At 68.3% G+C, this 20,542-nt stretch carries 15 protein-coding genes; 10 read left to right on the plus strand and 5 right to left on the minus strand.

The features are described from left to right. Window positions 1–151 precede the first annotated feature (151 nt). Window positions 152–367 (plus strand): hypothetical protein, encoded by a 216-nt coding sequence (locus tag Q8W67_RS06145; protein ID WP_305542290.1) that lies wholly within the window; start codon window positions 152–154, stop codon window positions 365–367. A gap of 19 nt (window positions 368–386) precedes the next feature. Here Q8W67_RS06145 and Q8W67_RS06150 read toward each other — a convergent pair whose 3' ends face one another. Both Q8W67_RS06150 and Q8W67_RS06155 read right to left on the minus strand, forming a co-directional pair. Further along, a complete protein-coding gene (locus Q8W67_RS06150; RefSeq protein ID WP_305542293.1) occupies window positions 387–1,439 on the minus strand; it encodes a hypothetical protein in 1,053 nt (350 codons plus the stop codon). 27 nt (window positions 1,440–1,466) lie between these two features. Beyond that, complete coding sequence (locus tag Q8W67_RS06155; protein WP_305542296.1) at window positions 1,467–4,505, minus strand: penicillin-binding protein 1A; 3,039 nt, start codon at window positions 4,503–4,505, stop codon at window positions 1,467–1,469. Window positions 4,506–4,662: 157 nt separating this feature from the next. Here Q8W67_RS06155 and Q8W67_RS06160 point away from each other — a divergent pair, with 157 nt between their 5' ends. The 6 genes from Q8W67_RS06160 to Q8W67_RS06185 all read left to right on the plus strand — a co-directional run bounded on the left by Q8W67_RS06160 (window position 4,663) and on the right by Q8W67_RS06185 (window position 13,475). Then, window positions 4,663–6,330, plus strand: a complete 1,668-nt coding sequence (locus Q8W67_RS06160; RefSeq protein WP_305542299.1) for an alpha-amylase family protein — start codon at window positions 4,663–4,665, stop codon at window positions 6,328–6,330. A 63-nt stretch (window positions 6,331–6,393) separates the two neighbouring features. Next, complete coding sequence (locus tag Q8W67_RS06165) at window positions 6,394–6,783, plus strand: hypothetical protein (protein WP_305542302.1); 390 nt, start codon at window positions 6,394–6,396, stop codon at window positions 6,781–6,783. Window positions 6,784–6,872: 89 nt separating this feature from the next. Beyond that, complete coding sequence (locus Q8W67_RS06170) at window positions 6,873–7,517, plus strand: MBL fold metallo-hydrolase (protein ID WP_305542305.1); 645 nt, start codon at window positions 6,873–6,875, stop codon at window positions 7,515–7,517. A gap of 4 nt (window positions 7,518–7,521) precedes the next feature. Further along, window positions 7,522–8,484, plus strand: a complete 963-nt coding sequence (locus tag Q8W67_RS06175; RefSeq protein ID WP_305542315.1) for an aldo/keto reductase — start codon at window positions 7,522–7,524, stop codon at window positions 8,482–8,484. Window positions 8,485–8,662: 178 nt separating this feature from the next. Further along, window positions 8,663–11,107: a DNA topoisomerase (ATP-hydrolyzing) subunit B gene (gyrB, locus tag Q8W67_RS06180; protein WP_305542318.1), complete on the plus strand. Its 2,445-nt coding sequence runs from the start codon at window positions 8,663–8,665 to the stop codon at window positions 11,105–11,107. Between the two features lie 700 nt (window positions 11,108–11,807). Beyond that, window positions 11,808–13,475 carry a methyl-accepting chemotaxis protein gene (locus Q8W67_RS06185; protein WP_305542320.1) on the plus strand — a complete coding sequence of 556 codons (1,668 nt, stop codon included), beginning with the start codon at window positions 11,808–11,810 and terminating at the stop codon, window positions 13,473–13,475. Window positions 13,476–13,502: 27 nt separating this feature from the next. Here Q8W67_RS06185 and asd read toward each other — a convergent pair whose 3' ends face one another. Further along, window positions 13,503–14,384 carry an archaetidylserine decarboxylase gene (gene asd / locus Q8W67_RS06190; protein WP_305542322.1) on the minus strand — a complete coding sequence of 294 codons (882 nt, stop codon included), beginning with the start codon at window positions 14,382–14,384 and terminating at the stop codon, window positions 13,503–13,505. A gap of 32 nt (window positions 14,385–14,416) precedes the next feature. Here asd and Q8W67_RS06195 point away from each other — a divergent pair, with 32 nt between their 5' ends. Next, complete coding sequence (locus tag Q8W67_RS06195; protein ID WP_305542325.1) at window positions 14,417–16,108, plus strand: aminotransferase class III-fold pyridoxal phosphate-dependent enzyme; 1,692 nt, start codon at window positions 14,417–14,419, stop codon at window positions 16,106–16,108. A gap of 43 nt (window positions 16,109–16,151) precedes the next feature. Here the strand turns inward: Q8W67_RS06195 and Q8W67_RS06200 are convergent, their stop codons facing one another. Both Q8W67_RS06200 and Q8W67_RS06205 read right to left on the minus strand, forming a co-directional pair. Beyond that, window positions 16,152–16,763 (minus strand): hypothetical protein, encoded by a 612-nt coding sequence (locus Q8W67_RS06200; protein ID WP_305542328.1) that lies wholly within the window; start codon window positions 16,761–16,763, stop codon window positions 16,152–16,154. A 58-nt stretch (window positions 16,764–16,821) separates the two neighbouring features. Then, complete coding sequence (locus Q8W67_RS06205; RefSeq protein ID WP_305542331.1) at window positions 16,822–17,508, minus strand: class I SAM-dependent methyltransferase; 687 nt, start codon at window positions 17,506–17,508, stop codon at window positions 16,822–16,824. Between the two features lie 822 nt (window positions 17,509–18,330). Between Q8W67_RS06205 and Q8W67_RS06210 the strand changes: the two genes are divergently transcribed. Together Q8W67_RS06210 and Q8W67_RS06215 are read left to right on the plus strand one after the other, a co-directional pair. Continuing rightward, a complete protein-coding gene (locus Q8W67_RS06210; protein WP_305542334.1) occupies window positions 18,331–19,104 on the plus strand; it encodes a lytic transglycosylase domain-containing protein in 774 nt (257 codons plus the stop codon). Between the two features lie 239 nt (window positions 19,105–19,343). Continuing rightward, window positions 19,344–20,429 carry a DUF2778 domain-containing protein gene (locus tag Q8W67_RS06215; protein WP_305542337.1) on the plus strand — a complete coding sequence of 362 codons (1,086 nt, stop codon included), beginning with the start codon at window positions 19,344–19,346 and terminating at the stop codon, window positions 20,427–20,429. Window positions 20,430–20,542: the final 113 nt, after the last annotated feature.

A 20,542-nucleotide genomic window follows, 5' to 3' on the forward strand; every position in this document is an offset into this window, starting at 1 on the left:
CGCGCATCGGAGGCGGCAGAACCGATTTACGGGTCGCGGCCAAGCTTGACGGAACCTCCGCGGCCCTGACCATGCCCTAACGGCCCGCTGACCTGCTGATTCTCGGTCGATATCAATCCACCGGCCGGATCGGCTCCATTCAGGACACGTGATGCGCTTTACCCTTTTCGCTCTCTCGATGCTGACGATCGGCGGCCTGTGTGCCTGCGCCACGGACGGTCCCGACTCCCGCAGTGGTCTCGCTGAGAGCCTCAACCTCGACAACTATCGCGCCTCGAACAACACCAACGGCACCCAGACCCGCCGCGACGTCAACCGGACCTACACGCAGCCGACGCTGCCGACGATCGGCAACCGCGGGTTCTGAGCCGGGCGGCGTTGACCGGTCAGCGCTTCGTGATCGCGTCCGCGAAGGTGGAAATGCGATTGCGGGCGTAGACCGGCAGGCCGGCGCTGATCGAGTTGCCGGTGTTGAAGCTCGAATTGCCCATCAGCACCTGCGCGGGGAGCAGGTTCTTCAGAACGGGGACGCGGGCATATTCGGCCTTTCGATCGAGAACGTCGGCCTTGATCGCAAGCGCCATGTAGGTGGTGACCACCGTCTTGGTGGGATCGTTCGGCATCGGCTGGAACACGGCCAGGAACTTGCCGAAGCGCAGGATCTGGTTGACCCAGAAGATCGTCTGCTCGAGGCCTCCGATGACCGCGGTGTCGACCTTCGTCAGCGCCTTGAGGGGCCCGTCCTGGTCGGGCCCAAGCACGCGCAACTCGCTCTGGAAGGAGACGTACTCGGCGATCTTCTTGGCCGAGCCCTCCTCGAGCTTGTTGGCCAGCTTCACGCCCAACGGCAGCTTGCCTTCGAGATCGTATCGGGACTCGATGCAGGCGCCGGCGCCCTCACACCAGGGGCGGTCTGGGCGCTTGGCGAAGGCGGCGGCCGGATCCTTGTTGGGCGTCACATCGGCGACGGTGATCGCCCGGTGCTTGATGGCCGGATCCATCTTCTGAACGAAGCCCAGATTGGCGAAGGCCTGGAGGTCGATCGCCTCGGGCGGCCGCGGGACCACGAACCGCCCCTCCGCCACGTAGACCTTCAGGGTCTCGTGCCGCGGCTTGGTGACCCCGTTCACCGTGACCGTGTAGTCGGGCTCCATGTAGCCCGGATAGGGGGCGAGCATCGCAGCCTCGGCCGGTCGCGCCTTCATCCAGTCCAGGTAAGGTATCAGCCCGTTCTCCGGGGCCGTGGGGTTGTCCCGATGGTCCGTGAACAGGACCTGGCCGGGCTTGATCGACGCCGGATCGACGGCGACCACCGAGGGAACCTCCTTGATCCGCTCGGGCCCCGGCGTCGCCGCTGTGTTGGCGGCGGGGGTCTGCGCGCAGACCGGGATGGCGGTCGTCAGGGCGAGGGCGAGGGCGGCAGGGAACTGCGTGCGCAACGGGCGTCTCTTCGAACGGGAGGGGCGTCAGTAGCCCGGGTCTTCGCCGAACAAATAGTCCGGGTCGCGGCGGCGCGGCCGGCGCGTGTCGTCGTCCCCGAAGGGCGAGCGGGCGGTCTGGCCGGGCCACGGCCTGTAGGCGTCCTGGCCGTCGGAATCCAGATTTCCCTGCGCACGGCGGCCGTGCGGACGCTGACGTTCGCCGAACGGGTCCAGGGGATCGGGCGGCGCGCGCTCGCCTGTCATGTTGCCGTAGTAGTCGCCCGCGACGCTGGCGCCGTCCTCGGCGCCGGACAGGTCGCCATCCTCGGCATCCGGCCGCATGGCGTAGAGGGTCTCGCGCGGCACGAGGCGATACTGCGTGTCGGCCAGGCGACCGTCGCCGCTCGTGCGGAAATGCTCGACGAAGCCTCCGCCCGCGATCCGCAGGCCGCTGCGCGGGTCGATCGGCAGGTCGGCGATGAAGGGGCGCGCCTCGGAGGAGGGGCCCCGCAGAGGCGTCTTCGGGACGCCGTTTGCCCAGGCCGCCTGCAGGATAGCGGACGCGATCGGGACCGAGACATGGCCGCCGGTCTGGCCGCGGCCGAGGGTCTTGCGGCTCCCGTCGGCGTTGTCGTAGCCGACCCAGACCACCACGGTGATCTCGTTGGTGAGCCCCGCGAACCAGGCGTCGTTCTCGTTCTCGGAGGTGCCGGTCTTGCCGGCGACGTAGGCCGAGACCTTCGCCAGCGCGGAGGCGGTCCCGTGCTGCGTCACGCCCTGCAGCATGGTCTTGAGCTGGTAGAACGCCACCCGGTCCGCCGAGCCGATCCGCACCGGCTCCCGGGCCGCATGGGTGTAGAGCGGCTTGCCGTCGCGCTCGACCGATTCGAGCGCGTAGGGCGCCGGCCGGGCACCCTCGTTCGCCACCGCCGCGTAGAAGCCTGCCAGATCGAGCATCCGCACCGGCTGGGCACCGAGCACGAACGGGTAGTAGGGCTCGCACTCTGCGTAGATCTGCGCCTCCAGGGCGATATCGCAGACCCGCTTGAGGCTCGCAGGGGCTTTCGGGGCGATACCCCCCTGGAGCAGCCGGGCGGTGACGAGGTTTTTCGAGAATTCGAGGCCTCTCCGAAGCGTGGTCGGGCCGGAGCCGCCGCCCTCGTAGTTCTTCGGCGACCAGGAATCGCCGGAGCCCCCGATCGGCGGCAGGGTCACGGCCGAATCCAGCACCAGGGTGTTCGGTTGGAGTCCGGCGTTCAGCGCCGCCAGGTAAGTCAGCGGCTTCAGGGTCGATCCGGGCTGGCGCACGGCCTGGGTGACCCGGTTGAGCTGGCTCAGCGGATACGAGAAGCCGCCCGCCATCGCCAGGATGCGGCCGGTCTGGTTCTCCATCACGAGCGCCGCGCCCTGAACGCTCGGCCGGACCCGGATCTGCGCGCGCGGCGCGCCGCGACCCTCGGTGAGCTTCACCCGCACCACATCGTAGAGCTGCAGCCGCCCGCGGGCGATGCCCGGCTCCAGGGTGGCGATGCGGCCGTCCGCGAGGCCGACTTTGACCGGCCCGCGGCCGGCTTCGAGCACGACCGCGATCGGCCAATGCACGTCGTAGAGGACCGGCCGCGCGCTCTCCAGCGCGAGAAGCCAGGCCGGCTTTTTCTGCGGGGTCGCCGCGTTGGCCTTCGGCCGTGTTGCCCTGTCCGGCTTGGCGGTTTGCCGGGTGACGTCCTTGGCCTCCGCGCGGGCGCCGGTCACGCTTGGGGCGGCTTGAGCCGATCCTTCCGGCGCCGGCGTCGCCGCCTGGATGCGGCGGACGCTGTCGGCAAGGTTGAGTTCGGGCCCCGGATAGGTCTGCCGCCCGGTCGCGCGTTCGTAGTTGGCGAGCCCGTCCTGCAGCGCCCCCTCGACGGCGCGCTGGAGCCCGGCGTTGATGGTCGAGCGCACCGTGAACGAGCCGGCGGTGAGCGAATCGACGCCCGCGAAGGTGCGGGCTTCCCGGTTGAGATAATCGACGACGTAGAAGCCCGTATCCCGCCGCGCCGCCTCGATCGGCTTCAGTCCGAGATCGGCATTGATCGCGGCGTTCATCTCGGCCTCGGTGATCGTGCCGTCTTCCTTGAGGCGGGCGAGCACGTAGGCGCGCCGCTCGCGCGCCCGGTCCGGATACTTGTCCGGACTGTAGAAGTTCGGCCCCTTGGGCATGCCGGCGAGCAGCGCCGCTTCCGGCAGGGTGAGCTGCCCGACCGACTTCCCGAAGTAGCTCTCCGCCGCCATTTCGATGCCGTAGGCACCGCGGCCGAGATAGATGCCGTTGAGGTAGAGACCCAGGATCTGCGGCTTGCCGAGGATCCGCTCCAGGCGCGACGCGACGATCATCTCGCGGATCTTGCGCTCGTAGGTGACGTCGTCGCCCACCGAGAGGTTCTTCACAACCTGCTGGGTGATGGTCGATCCGCCGGCCGGGCGCCCCGGCGAGGCGAGGTTACCGATGAAGGCGCGGATCACCCCGCGCTCGTCGATGCCGTGGTGGCTTTCGAAGCGCTTGTCCTCGGCGGCGATGAACGCCTTCTGCACCAGCTGCGGGACCGCGGTGATCGGCACGACCAGACGGCGGCCGTTCGGCTCGAAGGTCTCGGCGAAGGGTTTGCCCGAGCCGTCGAGGATCCGGGTCATGCCGGGCAGCGCCTTGTCCCGAAGCGCTTCCGCGGTGGGCAGGTCCTTGGTGGCGTTGTCGTAGAACTCGATCACCGCCCGGGCATCGAACGGCGAGTTCGCCGGGTTCTCGCCCTTGCAGAACTGCTTGTAGCTCGTGTTCAGCTCGTTGAGGTCGAGGCCGTGCAGGATCTTCGGCGCGTCGGGACCCGCCACGCTCGACGGATCCTCCATGGCGGTGGTGATCAGCTCGTCGAGGTTGATGTCCTCGATGTCGAAGGCCTTGCGCATGTGGGCGCAGCCGTCGCGCAGCAGGCGCACGACCTCGGCCTGGTCTGTGAACGGATCGAACTGGGTCCGCACCGCGTCCGGCCGTGTCGTGACCTGACTCAGCGTGAGGGCGGTCGCGAACAGCTTGATCAGGATGGCGTTCATGCGGTCCGGGCTGCGGAGGCGGGGCTGAGCCCGGCCTGGATAACGCTATGCCGGGGCCGCTGAATAGGCGCCGCACAACGCGGCTGTTTTGAGACAGCGAACGGCAACGCTTTGGCCGGGCCCGACGTTCGTCGAACGCGCAACGCGGGGCGGCAGCATGATCACCGATCTCTGGTACAAGAACGCGGTCCTCTATTGCCTGTCGGTCGGCACCTTCATGGACGCCAACGGCGACGGCATCGGCGACTTCGCCGGGCTGGAGCGCCGGCTCGACTACATCCAGGGGCTGGGCGCCACCGCGATCTGGCTGATGCCGTTCCAGCCCTCGCCCAAGCGCGACGGCGGCTACGACATCTCGGACTATTACGGGGTCGACCCCGATTATGGCTCGCTGGGCGACTTCGTGGCGTTCGCGCACGCGGCCAAGCAGCGGGGACTGCGGGTGCTGATCGACCTCGTGGTCAACCACACCTCGGACCGCCATCCCTGGTTCCAGTCGGCCCGCTCCGACCCGGATTCACCCTATCGCGACTGGTATGTCTGGTCGAAGGACCGGCCGGCCACCACCGAGGAAGGTATGGTCTTCCCCGGGGTCCAGAAGACGACCTGGACCTACGACGAGAAGGCCAAGGCTTGGTACTTCCACCGCTTTTTCGATTTCCAGCCCGATCTCAACACCGCCAACCCGGAGGTGCTGGCCGAGATCCTGAAGATCATGGGGTTCTGGATCGAGCTCGGCGTCTCCGGCTTCCGCATGGACGCGGTTCCGTTCGTCATCGCCGAGAAGGGCGCCGATGTCGGCGGCAAGCCGCGCGAGCAGTTCGACATGCTGCGCGATTTCCGCGAGTTCCTGCAATGGCGCAAGGGCGACGCGATCATTCTGGCCGAAGCGAACGTCCTGCCGGACCAGGACTTCGACTATTTCGGCGACGACGCCGACCGCATGCACATGATGTTCAACTTCCAGGTCAACCAAGCGACCTTCTACGCGCTGGCGGCCCATGACGCCCGCCCCCTGGTGAAGGCGATCGAGCGGACGAAGCCGCGCCCGCTCTCCTGCCAATGGGGCATCTTCCTGAGGAACCACGACGAGTTGGACCTGGGTCGGCTCACCGAAAAGCAGCGGCAGACCGTGTTCGAGCAGTTCGGTCCCGAGAAGCGGATGCAGCTCTACGACCGGGGCATACGCCGCCGGTTCGCTCCGATGCTGGCCGGCGATCCGCGGCGCATCCGGCTCGCCTATTCGCTGATGTTCACCCTGCCCGGGACGCCGGTGCTCCGCTACGGCGACGAGATCGGCATGGGAGACGAGCTGGCCCTCAAGGAGCGGGACTGCGCCCGCACGCCGATGCAGTGGACCGCTGAGCATCACGGCGGCTTCTCGAAGGCGGAGCGCACGGTTCTGCCGCCGATCGACCACGGCCCCTACGGCTACGCGCATGTCAACGTCGCGGACCAGCGGCACGATCCGGGCTCGCTGCTCAACTGGATGCAGAGCATGATCCGCCAGCGCAAGGAGGCGCCGGAGATCGGCTGGGGCGACGTGGCGGCGGTGCCGACCGGCAAGCCCTCGGTCCTGGCCCTGCGCTACGACTGGCGCGGCAACGCGATCCTGTGCGTCCACAATCTCGCGGCCGAACCCGTCGAGATCGCGCTTCGATCCGATGTGCCGGAGCCGGAGCCCGACATCCTGGTCGATCTCCTGACCGGCGCGCGCAGCGAGGCCGGGTCGGATGGGAGCCACTGCCTGTTCCTGGAGGGCTACGGCTACCATTGGTTCCGGGTCGGCGGCCTCGATGCCCTTCTGAAGCGGACGCCGAGCTGAGCGGGACCACGCCTCGCTCTCGCCCGGCCGGCGCGATAGGATCCGGGCGGAACGAGGTAGGACATGGCCCGGACGAAGCATCATCCCCCGGACGCGACGATCGCGGACGTTCTGCCTGGCCTCGAGGACGGCGAGGCCTATATCCGCCAGGTTCTGGCCACGATGCGGATGTGCCAGAAACACTACGGTGACGCCTGGGTACGGATCGGCGTTACCGGCAAGGCCGGGGCACCCTCGTATCGGATCGACCGGCCGGACGCGTCGTCCGCCCCCGAGGATGGCGTCACGATCGAGGCGGGCCGGGCGGTGTTCGGCGCCTACGGTGGCAGGTCCCACGACCGCTTCACGCAGATCAACGCCGCAGAGACCCGCTGGAGCAGCCGGTCGCTCGGCATGGCCGAGATGCTGAAGCTGCACGATGCCCTGCGCCGGCCGAGGGGCGGGGCGGCCTGACCGGCTCCTGAAGGGTGCCGCAAGGCTGCTTCTGCGCTAGAAGCCGATGACGTGCGCCGGAGGCCGGCGCGGCCAACCCGTGGAACGACATGCCAGGAACGCCACGCGCCGGGATCATCCCGGTCACGCCCTTTCAGCAGAACTGCACCCTGATCTGGGACGACGCCACCAAGGTCGGCGCGGTGGTCGACCCCGGCGGCGATCTCGATCGGATCGAGGCGGCGATCCGGGAACAGGGCGTGCAGGTCGAGAAGATCCTGCTGACCCACGGCCATGTCGATCATGCCGCCGGGGCGGACGAGTTGCGCGAGCGCCTCGGCGTGCCGATCGAGGGGCCGCACCGCGCCGACAAGTTCCTGCTCGACAGCCTGCCGGAGACGGCCGCCAATTACGGGCTCGGCGAGGCCCGGGTGGTGACCCCCGACCGGTGGCTCGACGACGGCGACGCCGTGACGGTGGGCGAGCTCGGCTTCGACATCCTCCACTGCCCAGGCCACTCGCCCGGCAGCGTGGTCTTCGTGAGCCGGGACGCGCGCTTCGCCCTGGTCGGAGACGTCGTCTTCAAGGGTTCGGTCGGCCGCACCGACCTGCCGGGCGGCAATCACGATCAGCTCATCCGGGCGATCAAGGAGAAGGTCCTGCCGCTCGGCGACGACGTCGCCTTCATTCCCGGCCATGGGCCCACCGGCACGCTCGGCGAGGAGCGCGTCTCCAATCCGTTCCTGCAGGACTGAGACCATGGACAAGCGCCGCATCGGCCGCTCCGACCTCACGGTCGCTCCCTTCTGCCTCGGCGGCAACGTCTTCGGCTGGACCGCCGACGAGGCGACGTCCTTCGCGATCCTCGACCGTTTCGTCGAGAGCGGCTTCGACTTCATCGACACCGCCGACGTGTACTCGCGCTGGGCGCCGGGCCATATCGGCGGCGAGTCCGAGGCGGTGATCGGGCGCTGGTTCGCGGCGCGTCCGGGTGCGCGGGACAAGATCGTGCTCGCCACGAAGGTCGGCATGGACATGGGCGAGGCCGGCAAGGGCCTGTCCGCGCGCCACATCGAGCGGGCCTGCGAAGCGTCCCTGCGCCGGCTCGGGACCGACCGGATCGATCTCTACCAGTCGCATGTCGACGATGCCGAGGTGCCGCTGGAGGAAACGCTGCGGGCCTACGAACGCCTGATCGCCGGCGGGAAGGTCCGGGCGATCGGCGCCTCGAACTACGATGCTTCGCGGCTCGCCGATGCGCTGACGGTCTCGGAATCCTCGGGGCTGCCGCGTTACGAGTGCCTTCAGCCCGATTACAGCCTCGCCGAGCGCGGCTACGAGGCGGCCCTCGAACCCCTGTGCCGATCCGAGCAGATCGGCGTGATCGGATACTTCTCCCTGGCCGCCGGTTTTCTCACCGGAAAATACCGGTCGGCGCAGGACGCTGCCGGAAGGGCCCGGGAGAACCGGGTGGCCCAATACCTCACCCCGCGCGGCCTCGCCCTCCTCGACGTGCTCGATTCGGTCGCAAAAGCGCAGGGCGCGAGCCAGGCGCAGGTCGCGCTCGCCTGGATCATGGCCCGGCCCGGCATCACCGCGCCGATCGCCAGCGCGACCTCGGTGGCGCAGCTCGACGACCTGCTCGGCGCCGCGCGGCTGACCCTGCCGGCGGAGGCCGTCGCCCGTCTGGACGCGGCCAGCGCGGGCGGCCTTCAGGGCTAACGCGGCGTTAAGCGGGCGGCGTCAGAAAAGCGGGTGCAGGGGCCGTCCGTAGCCCATAAAATCGTGCAATCTCAACGCGGAACCCCTATATCAGGTGGACCAAGCGAGAGCGCAGGCGTGGGCGCCCGACGGCGCGAGTCCCTCCGTCGCGAAATGGCCCGCCTGCCCGAGGAATTTCATGGCCGACACCCCCCAGACCGAGCACGCCGATTACGGCGCGGAATCGATCCGCGTTCTCAAGGGTCTCGATGCCGTTCGTAAGCGTCCCGGCATGTATATCGGCGACACCGACGACGGCTCGGGCCTGCACCATATGGTCTACGAGGTGGTGGACAACGCCATCGACGAGGCGTTGGCCGGCCATGCCGACCTCGTGACCGTGACGCTGAACGCCAACGGGTCGGTCACGGTCTCCGACAACGGCCGCGGCATCCCCACCGACATCCACAAGGAGGAGGGCGTCTCGGCGGCCGAGGTCATCATGACCCAGCTGCATGCGGGCGGGAAGTTCGACCAGAACTCCTACAAGGTCTCGGGCGGCCTGCACGGCGTCGGCGTCTCGGTGGTGAACGCGTTGTCGTCCTGGCTCCGCTTGCGCATCTGGCGCAACGACAAGGAGCACGCGATGGAATTCCGCCACGGCGATGCCGTGGCGCCGCTCGAGATCGTCGGGCCGGGCAACGGTAGGCGCGGCACGGAAGTGACGTTCCTGCCCTCGACTGACACCTTCACGATGATCGAGTTCGATTACGGCACGCTGGAGAAGCGCCTGCGCGAACTCGCCTTCCTCAATTCCGGCGTGCACATCGTGCTCACCGACGCGCGCCATGCCGAGCACAAGCGCGAGGACCTCTATTACGAGGGCGGCATCGAGGCGTTCGTCCGCTACCTCGACCGCTCGCGCAAGCCGATCGACGGCATCACCGCCCCGGTCTGCGTCCGCGCCGAACGCGACGGGATCCGGGTTGAGGTCGCGTTCTGGTGGAACGACTCGTTCAACGAGACGGTCCTGCCCTTCACCAACAACATTCCGCAGCGCGACGGCGGCACGCATATGGCGGGCTTCCGCGCGGCGCTGACCCGGCAGATCACGGGCTACGCCGACTCGTCGGGCGTCTCCAAGCGCGAGAAGGTCTCCCTCACCGGCGAGGATTGCCGCGAGGGCCTGACGGCGGTCATCTCCGTGCAGGTGCCGGACCCGAAGTTCTCGTCGCAGACCAAGGACAAGCTGGTCTCGTCCGAGGTCCGGCCCGCGGTCGAGAACGTGCTCAACGAGGGCCTGTCGACCTGGCTCGAGGAGAACCCCCAGCAGGCCCGCTCGGTGATGGGCAAGGTCGTGCTGGCGGCCTCGGCCCGCGAGGCCGCCCGCAAGGCGCGCGAGACCGTCACCCGCAAGGGCGCCCTCGACATCGCGTCCCTGCCGGGCAAGCTCGCCGACTGCCAGGAGCGCGACCCGTCCAAGTGCGAGATCCTGCTGGTCGAGGGCGATTCGGCCGGCGGCTCGGCCAAGCAGGGCCGCGACCGGGCGTTCCAGGCCGTGCTGCCGCTGCGCGGAAAGATCCTCAACGTCGAGCGGGTGCGGGCCGACCGCATGCTGTCCTCGGCGGAGATCGGCACGCTGATCACGGCGCTGGGCGCCGGGATCGGGCGCTCCTCCACCGACCGCGAGGGCTTCAACCCGGAGAAGCTGCGCTACCACCGCATCATCATCATGACCGACGCGGACGTGGACGGCTCCCACATCCGGACGCTGCTCCTGACGTTCTTCTTCCGCCAGATGCCGGAGCTGATCGACCGCGGCCACCTCTACATCGCCCAGCCGCCGCTCTACAAAGCCGAGCGCGGGCGCAAGGCGATCTACCTGAAGGACGAGCGCGCCCTCGAGGACTACCTGATCGACCAGGGCACCGACGGGGCGATCCTCCGGCTCTCGACGGGCGCGGAATTCACGGGCCCGCAGCTTAAGAGCTTGGTCGAGGAGGCTCGCGGCTTCCGCAACGTGCTCCAGGGCCTGCACACCCGCTACGACCGCACCGTGGTCGAGCAGGCGGTCCTGGCCGGGGCCTTCGACGCGGAGGCGGCCTCTCGGCCGGGCGAGGCCGAGGTGCTGGCCGACATGACCGCGCGCCGGCTCGATGCGATCGCCGACGAGATCGAGCAGGGCTGGGCGGGAGAATCTTTCGACGGCGGCTACCGCTTGAGCCGCACCCTGCGGGGCGTCCGGCAGGTGGCGACCCTGGATGCGAGCCTGATCGCATCCCAGGAGGCGCGGCGCCTCTCCGAGCGTGCCGACGCGTTCCGCGAGATCTATGGCGAGCCGGCTACGCTGATGCGCAAGACGGACGAGACCGTGCTGCACGGGCCCGTCGCCCTGTTCGAGGCGGTGATGGCCTTCGGCCGCAAGGGCCTGCAGCTCCAGCGCTACAAGGGCCTCGGCGAGATGACCGCCCAGCAGCTCTGGGAGACGACTCTCGACCGCGACGTGCGCTCGCTGCTGCAGGTGAAGGTGAAGGACACCACTGACGCCGACGACCTATTCGTGAAGCTGATGGGTGACGTGGTCGAGCCGCGGCGCGAGTTCATTCAGGAGAACGCGCTCAGCGTTGCCAATCTGGACGTGTAGCGCGCGTCGCATTGCTGCTGTTCGCCAGCCTGCTCTCTGAACGGGCTGTCGACAGCGCCGTGTCGCTGTCTTATCGCCGCAAACCATGCGGACGACACATCACTCGTATTCGCTCGAAGCGACAGCACCGCGTATCAAATATCGACCCACCTCCGCCCGCTGCCGATCTCGGTGCGCACGTATCGACTCTGCATGAATTTAAGCAACCACCATGCGCTTGGTCGACTGGGTCGCGCCGGGCGCGCGGATTGGCGGACAGAGACAACCTCGATTCCGATTCGCGATTTATTTTTCAGATATAGATCGTGTGATTTTACCCAAAGATACGATAAGCTATAAAAATCCCCCTACGGTACGTCCTTAGAATTTATATTTAAGTTATGGCTCGCTTATCGAATTTCAGTTATGCATTGCCTTGATAAAGTTTCATGGTTGACCTAAGCACGCCAGTGGCCGCAGGGGAATCGATCGCTCGATTGCATCGAACGGCAGCGACACATTCCAAGATCTCACCACGCTGATTGCGGGCGTTGGCCTGCGACGTCGCGTTTTGGCTGAACGTCAGGCGCACGGAATTCCGGCATCGAGCATAATGAATTGATGGCACTTGCCTGTAAAACGTGATGATAAAGCCTTCCTCGCTTAAATCTCGGCGAAAATTTTAGAAAATACCAACGCTGACACGCATTGGATGCCTTTCATGCCGCTGACGATCAGACTCCGACTCGCCTCACTGTTGGTCGTGCTTGGATCTCTTCTTTTAGGCGCTACCGTTTTGGGAAATCTTGCGCTGTACTGGAATCATCGCAGCCTGCAGACAATTTTCATCGACAGAATTGCCCCGCTGGAACAGTTCAACGACATGCGGGACTCCTATTACGATTTGCTCAGGCACCTGCGACAGGTCCGCGAAAACACGGTTGCGCCCCAACAGGGCGCGACTGTTATTCAAGACGCCAATAATAATATAAAAAAGAATTGGTCTGAGTATCTGGCGACATATCTCACGCCAGAGGAGCAGGACATTGCGAAAGAATTTCAGTCACAGCTTAATCAAAATACTGATAACATTAATAATATTGTCGGCATGTTGAAATCCGGAGCCATGAAAGATTTCCCAGTCGCATCAGCAAATCTTTTGCGCGCCTGGGAGCCGACAAACGCCGGCATCGGGAAGCTGGCGGCCCTGCAGGTCCGTGAAGCGAAAGCCGAATTCGCCCGCGCCGAGGAGACAGCCAGCCGATCGAGCATCCTGCTTCTCGTGTGTCTCGGGCTGGCCGCCATCGCGGTCGCGTATGGCATCTTCACAATCTACACGAAGGTGGCTCGGCCCATCACCGGCATGACGGAGACGATGACGCGCCTCGCGTCTGGCGAACTCGACGTTCAGGTACTGGGCGTGGACCGTCGCGACGAGATCGGCGCCATGGCCAGGGCGGTCCATGTCTTCAGGGAAGCCCTGGTCGCCAAGCGCGCGGCAGACGCCGCCGCTGCCGCGGAGAACGACGCCAAGATCCGCCGCGCGGCGGCTCTCGATGCCGCGACGCGCGCGTTCCAGGCGCAGGTTTCCCGGACGACCAACAGCCTCTCGGCTGCGGCCACCGAGATGGAAGCCACCGCCCAGACCATGAGCCGGAGTGCCGATAAGTCGGCCAGCCAGTCGCTCGCCGTCTCGTCGGCGGCCGAGCAGACATCCGCCAACGTCCAGACCGTGGCTGCAGCGAGCGAGGAACTGGCAGCCTCGATCGGCGAGATCAACACTCAGGTCGCCCGCTCCTCCGACATGGCCGAACGGGCCGCCAACGACGCCAACGAGACGAACGTCATCGTGATGGGCTTGGCGGAAGGCGCACACAGGATCGGGGACGTCGTCGGGTTGATCTCCGGGATCGCCGCGCAGACCAACCTCCTCGCGCTGAACGCGACCATCGAGGCCGCGCGGGCCGGCGAGGCGGGACGCGGCTTCGCGGTGGTGGCCGTCGAGGTGAAGACTCTGGCCGAGCAGACCGCCAAGGCCACCGAGACGATCTCCCAGCAGATCGCCACGATCCAGAGCGAGACGGACCGCGCCGTGGACGCCATCCAGGCGATTGCCGCGACGATCATGGAGTTGCGCACGATCGCGGTCGGCGTTGCCGCCTCGATGGAGGAGCAGGGCGCGGTCACGCACGAAATCGTGCGCAATGTCAGCGATGCCGCCCGGGGGACGCAGGCGGTGACGGTCACGATCGGCGCGGTCAGGCAGGTCACCGAAGAGACCGGTGCCTCGGCGGCCCATGTCCTCACCGCGGCGGCGGAACTGTCCCGGCAATCCGAGCAGCTGAGCGCAGAGGTGGCGACCTTCCTGGCGACGGTGCAGGCTGCGTAAGCCCGGCCCGGGGAGACTGCGGGTCGTTCACGGCAGGCGCATCAGTGGCTCACCCATGCGCAGGCCCGCGCCCTCGCGCAGGGTAGGCCACACATCGAAGCCCGCGGGGGCGAGCACCACGATGGTGGAGCCATGCTCGAACCATCCCAGCTCCGCGCCCTTCCCGAGGCGGGCCGTGCAGGGTAGCGTCCGGCCGCCCGTGCGGCGCAGCGCGCCGCCCTCGGGCAGGAAGCCGAGGCGCAGCCCCGCCACCAGGATCGCCGCAACCGGCACCAGGGTCACCGCGTGACCGGCGATCCGCAGGCGCAGGACCGCGCGCTCGTTGCGGCAGAACAGGGCCTCGACCCGCTTCAGCGCGATCGGGTTCACGTTCCAGGTATCCCCCCAGATGTGGCGGACCGATTCGACGTGCAGGTCGTGGGGCGCATGGAACCGGTGGTACATCCCGGCGGTCAGCCGCAGGGTCGCGTAGGCACCGCCCTCGTGGGCCTGCGCCAGCGCCGCATCGCCCCCGAGCAGGTCGGCGAGGCTGTAGGACAGGCCCTTGATCTGGAACAGGCGGCCCCCCTCGATCCGGCCATGCGCGCCCAGGATCGCGTCGCTTGGGCTTGTCAGGATCGCCGGGTCCGCGGCGACCGGGCGGGCGCCGGGGCGCAGCGCGCGCACGAACGCGGCATGGAGGCTTGGGAATCTGGTGTCCTGCGCGTCGCTGAGGTCGACGTCGCAGAACAGGCGCCATGTGGCGATCGAGACATCGCGCACCAGGGGCTGCTCGATCCGGCTGAACCAGCCCATGAACCGGGTGGCGAGCCGGCGCGGCAGGCGGTTGGTGAACAGGAAGTTCAGATCCTCCTGGGCCCCCACCTGCGCCAGGGCGCGCCGCAGCTGCGATCCCGAAACCGTCATCATGCCGTGAACCACCTCCGATACGGCGTGGCGCGATGTCCGCGCTCCTCGCCACCCTGTCCGCCACCGCCGCAGCCGCGGTGTTCGCCCTGCCGCGGGCCGCGCGGCGCCTTCAGCTGTCGCGCGCCAAGCATCCCTCGCTCACGGGCCACGCGCGCATGGCCCGGCGCGTCGCCGGGCTGATCCCGCACTACGCCTATTCCGAGCGCGCCTTCTTCCGCTCCGACGATCCGGACGAGACGGTGGCGCTGCGGCGGGAGAACGGGTTCGCCCGGCTCTCGGACCTCTACCGGAGGCGGTTCGCCCGCACCCGCGCCGAGACCGATTCCGTCCGCCACTTCCTGTCGGATCTCCAATTCACCGGCCTCTACCGGGTGCCGTTCCAGTACGCCCGGCACGTTCGCGCCCATCTCGGGGCGGGTGCCTTCGCGGCCTCCTCCGAGGGCGTGACCATCACGGACCTCGACGGCAACGACTTCTACGATCTCGCCGGCTCCTACGGGGTCAACCTGTTCGGCGTAAATTTCTATCGTAGCTGCCTGGAGGAGGGCGCCGCGCGCGTCGCCGCTCTTGGGCCGGTTCTGGGCCCGCTCCATCCGGTGGTCACCGCCAACGTCGCGCGGCTCACGGCGCTCTCCGGCCTCGACGAGGTCTCGTTTCACATGTCCGGGACCGAGGCGGTGATGCAGGCGGTGCGCCTGGCGCGCTACCACACCGGCAAGCGCCGGATCGTGCGCCTCTGCGGCGCCTATCACGGCTGGTGGGGTGACGTGCAGCCGGGCATCGGCAACCCTGTGCCGGCCCGCGACACGCTTACCCTGGCCGACATGTCCGACCGGACGCTGCAGGTTCTGGCTGCGCGCACGGACGTGGCCTGCGTTCTGGTCAACCCGCTGCAGGCCATGCACCCGAATGCTGGCGCTCCGGCCGATTCCGCCCTGGTCGACAGCGGCCGCAAGGCGGCCTTCGACCGCGCAGCCTATACCCGTTGGCTCCAAGAGTTGCGCGCGGTGTGCAGCGACCGGGGTATCGTGCTGATCCTCGACGAGGTCTTCCTCGGCTTCCGTCTCGCCCGGGGCGGCGCGCAGGAATATTTCGACGTGCGGGCCGACATGGTCACCTACGGCAAGACCCTGGGGGGCGGCCTGCCGGTCGGCGTGCTGTGCGGGCGCGCCGACCTGATGCGGCGCTACCGGGACGACCGGCCGGTCGATATCTGCTTCGCGCGCGGGACATTCAACGCCCACCCTTACGTGATGGGCGCCATGAGCGCGTTCCTCGATCGGCTCGACACGCCCGAAGTGGCGGCCCTCTACGACAGGCTCGACGCGACCTGGGACGCGCGGGCCGCGCGGTTGAACGCGATGCTGGCGGAGGCCGAGCTGCCGGTGCGGGTGGCCAACATGTCGACCGTCTGGACAGTCCTCTACACGCAACCGTCGCGCTATAATTGGATGTTGCAATTCTACCTGCGTGCCGAGGGTTTGGCCCTGTCCTGGGTGGGGACCGGCCGCCTGATCTTCAGCCTTGCCTACGATGATGCGGCGTTCGAGGCCGTCGCCACGCGGTTCGTGGCGGCTGCGAGCAGCATGCGGGCGGATGGCTGGTGGGAGGGCGGTGCACCGAGCGACAAGGCGATCCGTCGCGCCATCCTGCGCGAGGTCGCGGCGGTCCGTCTCGGAAAGCTCGGCGCCCGTCTCGGTCTCCGGGCGCCGGATCAGGCCTGAGTCCGACGGGCGCGCCGGACCGGATCCGGCGCGCCGCCCAGCCTCAGGCGCCGTGCTCGTGCGGCTCGTGCTCCTCGGCGAGTTCACCCTGCAGCAGGGCCAACGGTGCCCGGTGGTAGAGCTTGATGTCGTGGAACGGGTCCGTGAGGATCTTGGTCGCCCAGACCAGCCCGGTCTGCACGTCGCGCTGCAGGAAGAGCTGGCCGGTGCGGAACACCAGGCCCCCAAGCGCCAGCCACAGCCAGATCCAGCCTATGTTGCGGATGAGGTCCGTGGTCGTGTGGTGCGGCTCGACCAGTCCGAACAGGCTCGGATCGAAATACAGCGGCAGCGGCGACAGGGCCCAGATCGCCAGCAGCACGACCTTGCGCTGGAGGTTGTAGCCGACCTTGATCTCCTCCTTGTGCTCGTGCGTGGCGTCGTTGACGTGGTCGTAGCCCTTGGGCTCGAAGAACAGGTGCCCGGCCTGCCGGCTCGTCATCGCCAGCAGCCAGCCGACCAGCGCAGCCGAGGCGGGATCCTTGAACGCCAGCGCGTAGGCCACCAGGAAGCTCACGGCGCTGACCATGTGCAGGCTCTGGTTGACCCGATTGTGGTGATAATAGCGGTGGTCGTCCCAGCGCTGGATGCGCAGCGCCTCCCGAAAGCTCGCCATGCCGTGCGTCTCCGATCGATCGTTGGTGGAATGGTAGATGGCTCGCGCGCCGGCGCCGTCAGGCGTCTCGCTTGCGCAGGCGAATGAGGGAGAAATGGCCGAGCGGCGGGAGCGCCCGGCGTTCGACGATCTCGACCGGCGCGGTCGCCGCCCAGGCGGCGTAGCGTTTCCAGGCGAACTCGGTCCGCCACCCGAGGCGGCTCGTCACTGGCGCCAGCGTGTGTTCCACGAAGCGGCGCAGGCCGCCCTCCGCACCGATCCGCGTCGTGATGACGATCTCTCCGCCCGGGCGGAGCACGCGGGTGAACTCGTCGAGCGCGGCCTCGGGGTTCGGCACCGCCGTCACGACATATTGAGCGACAACCACGTCGAAGGACGCGTCCGCGAAATCGAGATGCTCGGCATCCATCACGGCGAGGCGCTCGACGTTGCGCAGGGCCAGCCGCGTCACCCGCTGGCGGGCCTTCTCCAGCATGGGTGCGGAGATATCGATGCCGACGATGCTGCGCGCACGCCGGTAGGCCGGCAGAGACAGACCGGTGCCCACGCCGACTTCGAGGATGCGCCCGCCGATCCGCTCCGCCGCTGCCGCCGCCAGCGTCCGGCCCTGGGCGAAGACCGGGCCGAACACCAGATCGTAGACCGGCGCCCAGCGGCCATAGGCCTTGGCCACGCCGTCGCGATCGAGGTCGGGGCCGAGCGTGGCCCCCCGCGGTGAACCGGTGCCGTGCGTTCCGAGGGCCATGAGGGTCCGTCTCTCGTTGTGTGCCAGGGCGAAGCGACCGGCCGCCGCCGGCGCCGCGTACCGATCGAGGGTGGGTTCAGAAAGCGGCCGGGCTCATACCCAGCCTCGGGGAAGTCGGGGTTCGAGCCTCGCCGCGCGCCCGCGAGGCGGCGTGCGCCGCCGAAGCACAGATCGGGTTCCGCCAAGCGGCTCGCGGTTCGGGGTGGCCAGACCGCTGGCCCTGCGCGCGCCTGACGGGTGCGACCCCTCGGGCAGTGACATCGCGGACATCGCGAAGCGCTGGCCGCCGATCAGGACAAACGGAGACGCCGGAGGCGCGCATCCGACCGGCACGTCATCGCCCCCACACTGTTTCCCCGCAGCACTCTTTCCGCCGGCAAAGCTATGATTGTCGTTTGACAATGTTGTGACAAGACAACCGAAGCATTTTGACTGAATTCGATTTGTTGGCAAAGCATTTATCCTGGCGCCACATGTGGCCCTGATGGCTGTCGTCTTGTCGCCTGTGCGGCGAAACCGGGCCTGCCAGACCGGTGGCGTCGCGGTCGCCGCCCCCGTTCCGGAGGCGCGCCGGCGCATTTCGTCGAGCCCGACGACGTCGATCGGCGCCGCTTATTGTTCACGATGATGAGAAACGCCCGGCGGCGCGGTCTCAGCGGGTCAACAGGCTTGCGCTATGTTGTGAATACCCCGATGCCGTCGGACCGCTTGTCCGACATCTTCTCGCCCTGTTGTCGACGAGATAAGGCCCGGCAACGGCAGACGAACGTAGCGCGCCAGCGCGCTGGAGGAGTGTTTCGCGTGATCGAAGAAATGCGGCGTATGACCCTCGCCCTCACGGCAATCGCCGGGCTCGCCTGCGTGGCCGGGCAGGCCGAGGCCGCGCAGTGCGGCAACTCGGCGGCCGGGTTTGAGACCTGGAAGCGCGAATTCGCCGAGGAGGCCCGCGGCAAGGCCAGCGCGGCGAGCCTGGCGGCGCTCCAGACCACGAGCTACTCGACGCCTACGATCGCAGCGGATCGCGGCCAGCGCAGCTTCAAGCTGTCGCTGGACCAGTTCCTCGCCAAGCGGGGCGGCCCGACGATCGTCTCCCGCGGGCGCGCGCTGAAGCGCACCAACGCCGCCCTGTTCGAGTCGATCGAGCAGCGCTACGGCGTCCCCCCGGGTCCTCTGCTGGCGATCTGGGGCATGGAGACCGGTTTCGGGGCGGTCCGCGGCAACGTCAACACGCTCTCGGCGGTCGCGACCCTCGCGTATGATTGCCGCCGCTCCGAATACTTCACCGATCAGCTTTACGCGGCCCTGACGCTGGTCGATCGTGGCCTGCTCTCGCCGAGCACCCGCGGCGCGGCCCACGGAGAGGTCGGTCACACGCAGTTCCTGCCGAAAAACGTCCTGGCCTACGGCACCGGCGACCTGAACAATGTCGGGGCCGCCCTGTCGTCGACCGCGAACTTCCTGAAGGCCCATGGCTGGCGCGCCGGCGCCGGCTACCAGCCCGGCGAGCCGAACTTCGCCGCGATTCAGGGCTGGAACGCCGCGCCGGTCTATGAGCGGGCGATCGCGCTGCTCGGACGTCAGATCGACAACGAATAAGGTACATCCGCTGGCGGAAACTGACTCTGATTCGTGTGACAGAGTGTAACCGCGCCCAAAAATGGTCTCGATCGATCCAAGATCGACCACGCAGCCGCCCCAGAAAAGCCGGCCCGGCCCCGCTGTTTCAGTCCGAGCGGGGCCGGTCGGCCCGTCGATTCGAGCGTGCGGCTACTCAGAGCCGCAGCGACGACGGTCCGGCGGGCACCCGCTCCGCGACGAGGAGCATTGGCGCCCGCATGGCCATCGATTCCGTGCCGCTGGACGGCCCCACCTACGCAAACGCGCGCCGCTCGTGCGCCGCCCCGATGGCCGTACTCGCGGCGGCGGTGGCAATGGCGGTGCTCGGGAGCGGTATAGCCCGCCGCGACCTCGTCCCGGCCGAAACGCTCCGCGTGCCGGAGACCCAGGTGACCCTGGTCGAGCCGCCCGCCGAAGCTCCGTCCGTCGACACGAAGGAGGAGGCCGCTTCGAGCGAGCCGTGGCGCGACGCCATCGGCGGTCCCCTGTCGCGCTGGGCCTGGGCGCAGATCGCGCCGCCCGCCCTCTCGCCGGAGCCCGAATCGGCCCCGGCGCCCGATTCGCCGGGCACCGAGCCGCCGCGAGCGGAGATGACCGTGCCGCTCCCGGTGCCGCGACCGCCCGAATTCCGCGCGCCGCGCGCGGCCGGTTTAACCCGCAGGGCTGCCCGGCGTATGGCACGGATCGAGCCGGCCGCGCCGCCGCAGGCACCGGCTGACGAACGCTCGTTCCTCGAGAAACTGTTCGGCGTCGAACGCACGCCCGCGCTGTCCTACACGGCGCTCGAGACCAAGCCTGCGGAGCTGGCGCCTCGGCGACGCATCAGCCCGCCGCTCGGGCCCATGACGGAGACGAGCCCGACCGCGGGCGTCGCCGTCTACAATATCGCTGCCCGCTCCGTGATCTTGCCGAACGGCGATCGCCTCGAAGCGCATTCCGGCCTCGGCGACGGCCTGGACGACCCGCGCCGCGTCAATGTGCGGATGCGCGGACCGACGCCGCCCGGGACCTACGACCTCACCGAGCGCGAGCAGCTGTTCCACGGTGTCCGCGCCATCCGCCTCACGCCGGTCGGCGGCAGCGAGGCCGTCTACGGCCGCGTCGGGCTCCTGGCCCACACCTTCATGCTGGGCCCGCGCGGCGATTCGAACGGCTGCGTCTCGTTCCGGGACTACGACCGGTTCCTCCAGGCGTATCTGCGGGGCGAGATCCAGCGCCTCGTCGTCGTGACGGGCACGCAGGACCCGCTGCCGAGCGTCGCCGATGGCAGCGCCGGTACGCGGATGGCGCGGAACGGCGGTTGAGGCCGCCGGACGGTGGCGTCTCGAGCCCCCGTCACCGTGATGGCAGCCGGGCCGGCGCCAGCGAGCGCCCCAAGACCGACGGCGCGGGGCTGAGCTCGCGGCAGGGGGTGCAG

This window comes from Methylobacterium sp. NEAU K, from assembly GCF_030700285.1.
Lineage (GTDB): Bacteria > Pseudomonadota > Alphaproteobacteria > Rhizobiales > Beijerinckiaceae > Methylobacterium.

Bases quoted from the DNA above. Each gene is read 5' to 3' on its own strand.
- Q8W67_RS06210 (WP_305542334.1), top strand. From the start codon at position 18,331: ATGACCCTCGCCCTCACGGCAATCGCCGGGCTCGCCTGCGTGGCCGGG.
- Q8W67_RS06170 (WP_305542305.1), top strand. From the start codon at position 6,873: ATGCCAGGAACGCCACGCGCCGGGATCATCCCGGTCACGCCCTTTCAG.
- Q8W67_RS06155 (WP_305542296.1), bottom strand. From the start codon at position 4,505: ATGAACGCCATCCTGATCAAGCTGTTCGCGACCGCCCTCACGCTGAGT.
- Q8W67_RS06185 (WP_305542320.1), top strand. From the start codon at position 11,808: ATGCCGCTGACGATCAGACTCCGACTCGCCTCACTGTTGGTCGTGCTT.
- Q8W67_RS06145 (WP_305542290.1), top strand. From the start codon at position 152: ATGCGCTTTACCCTTTTCGCTCTCTCGATGCTGACGATCGGCGGCCTG.
- Q8W67_RS06215 (WP_305542337.1), top strand. From the start codon at position 19,344: ATGGCCATCGATTCCGTGCCGCTGGACGGCCCCACCTACGCAAACGCG.
- Q8W67_RS06200 (WP_305542328.1), bottom strand. From the start codon at position 16,763: ATGGCGAGCTTTCGGGAGGCGCTGCGCATCCAGCGCTGGGACGACCAC.
- Q8W67_RS06165 (WP_305542302.1), top strand. From the start codon at position 6,394: ATGGCCCGGACGAAGCATCATCCCCCGGACGCGACGATCGCGGACGTT.
- Q8W67_RS06205 (WP_305542331.1), bottom strand. From the start codon at position 17,508: ATGGCCCTCGGAACGCACGGCACCGGTTCACCGCGGGGGGCCACGCTC.
- Q8W67_RS06175 (WP_305542315.1), top strand. From the start codon at position 7,522: ATGGACAAGCGCCGCATCGGCCGCTCCGACCTCACGGTCGCTCCCTTC.
- Q8W67_RS06195 (WP_305542325.1), top strand. From the start codon at position 14,417: ATGTCCGCGCTCCTCGCCACCCTGTCCGCCACCGCCGCAGCCGCGGTG.
- asd (WP_305542322.1), bottom strand. From the start codon at position 14,384: ATGATGACGGTTTCGGGATCGCAGCTGCGGCGCGCCCTGGCGCAGGTG.
- gyrB (WP_305542318.1), top strand. From the start codon at position 8,663: ATGGCCGACACCCCCCAGACCGAGCACGCCGATTACGGCGCGGAATCG.
- Q8W67_RS06160 (WP_305542299.1), top strand. From the start codon at position 4,663: ATGATCACCGATCTCTGGTACAAGAACGCGGTCCTCTATTGCCTGTCG.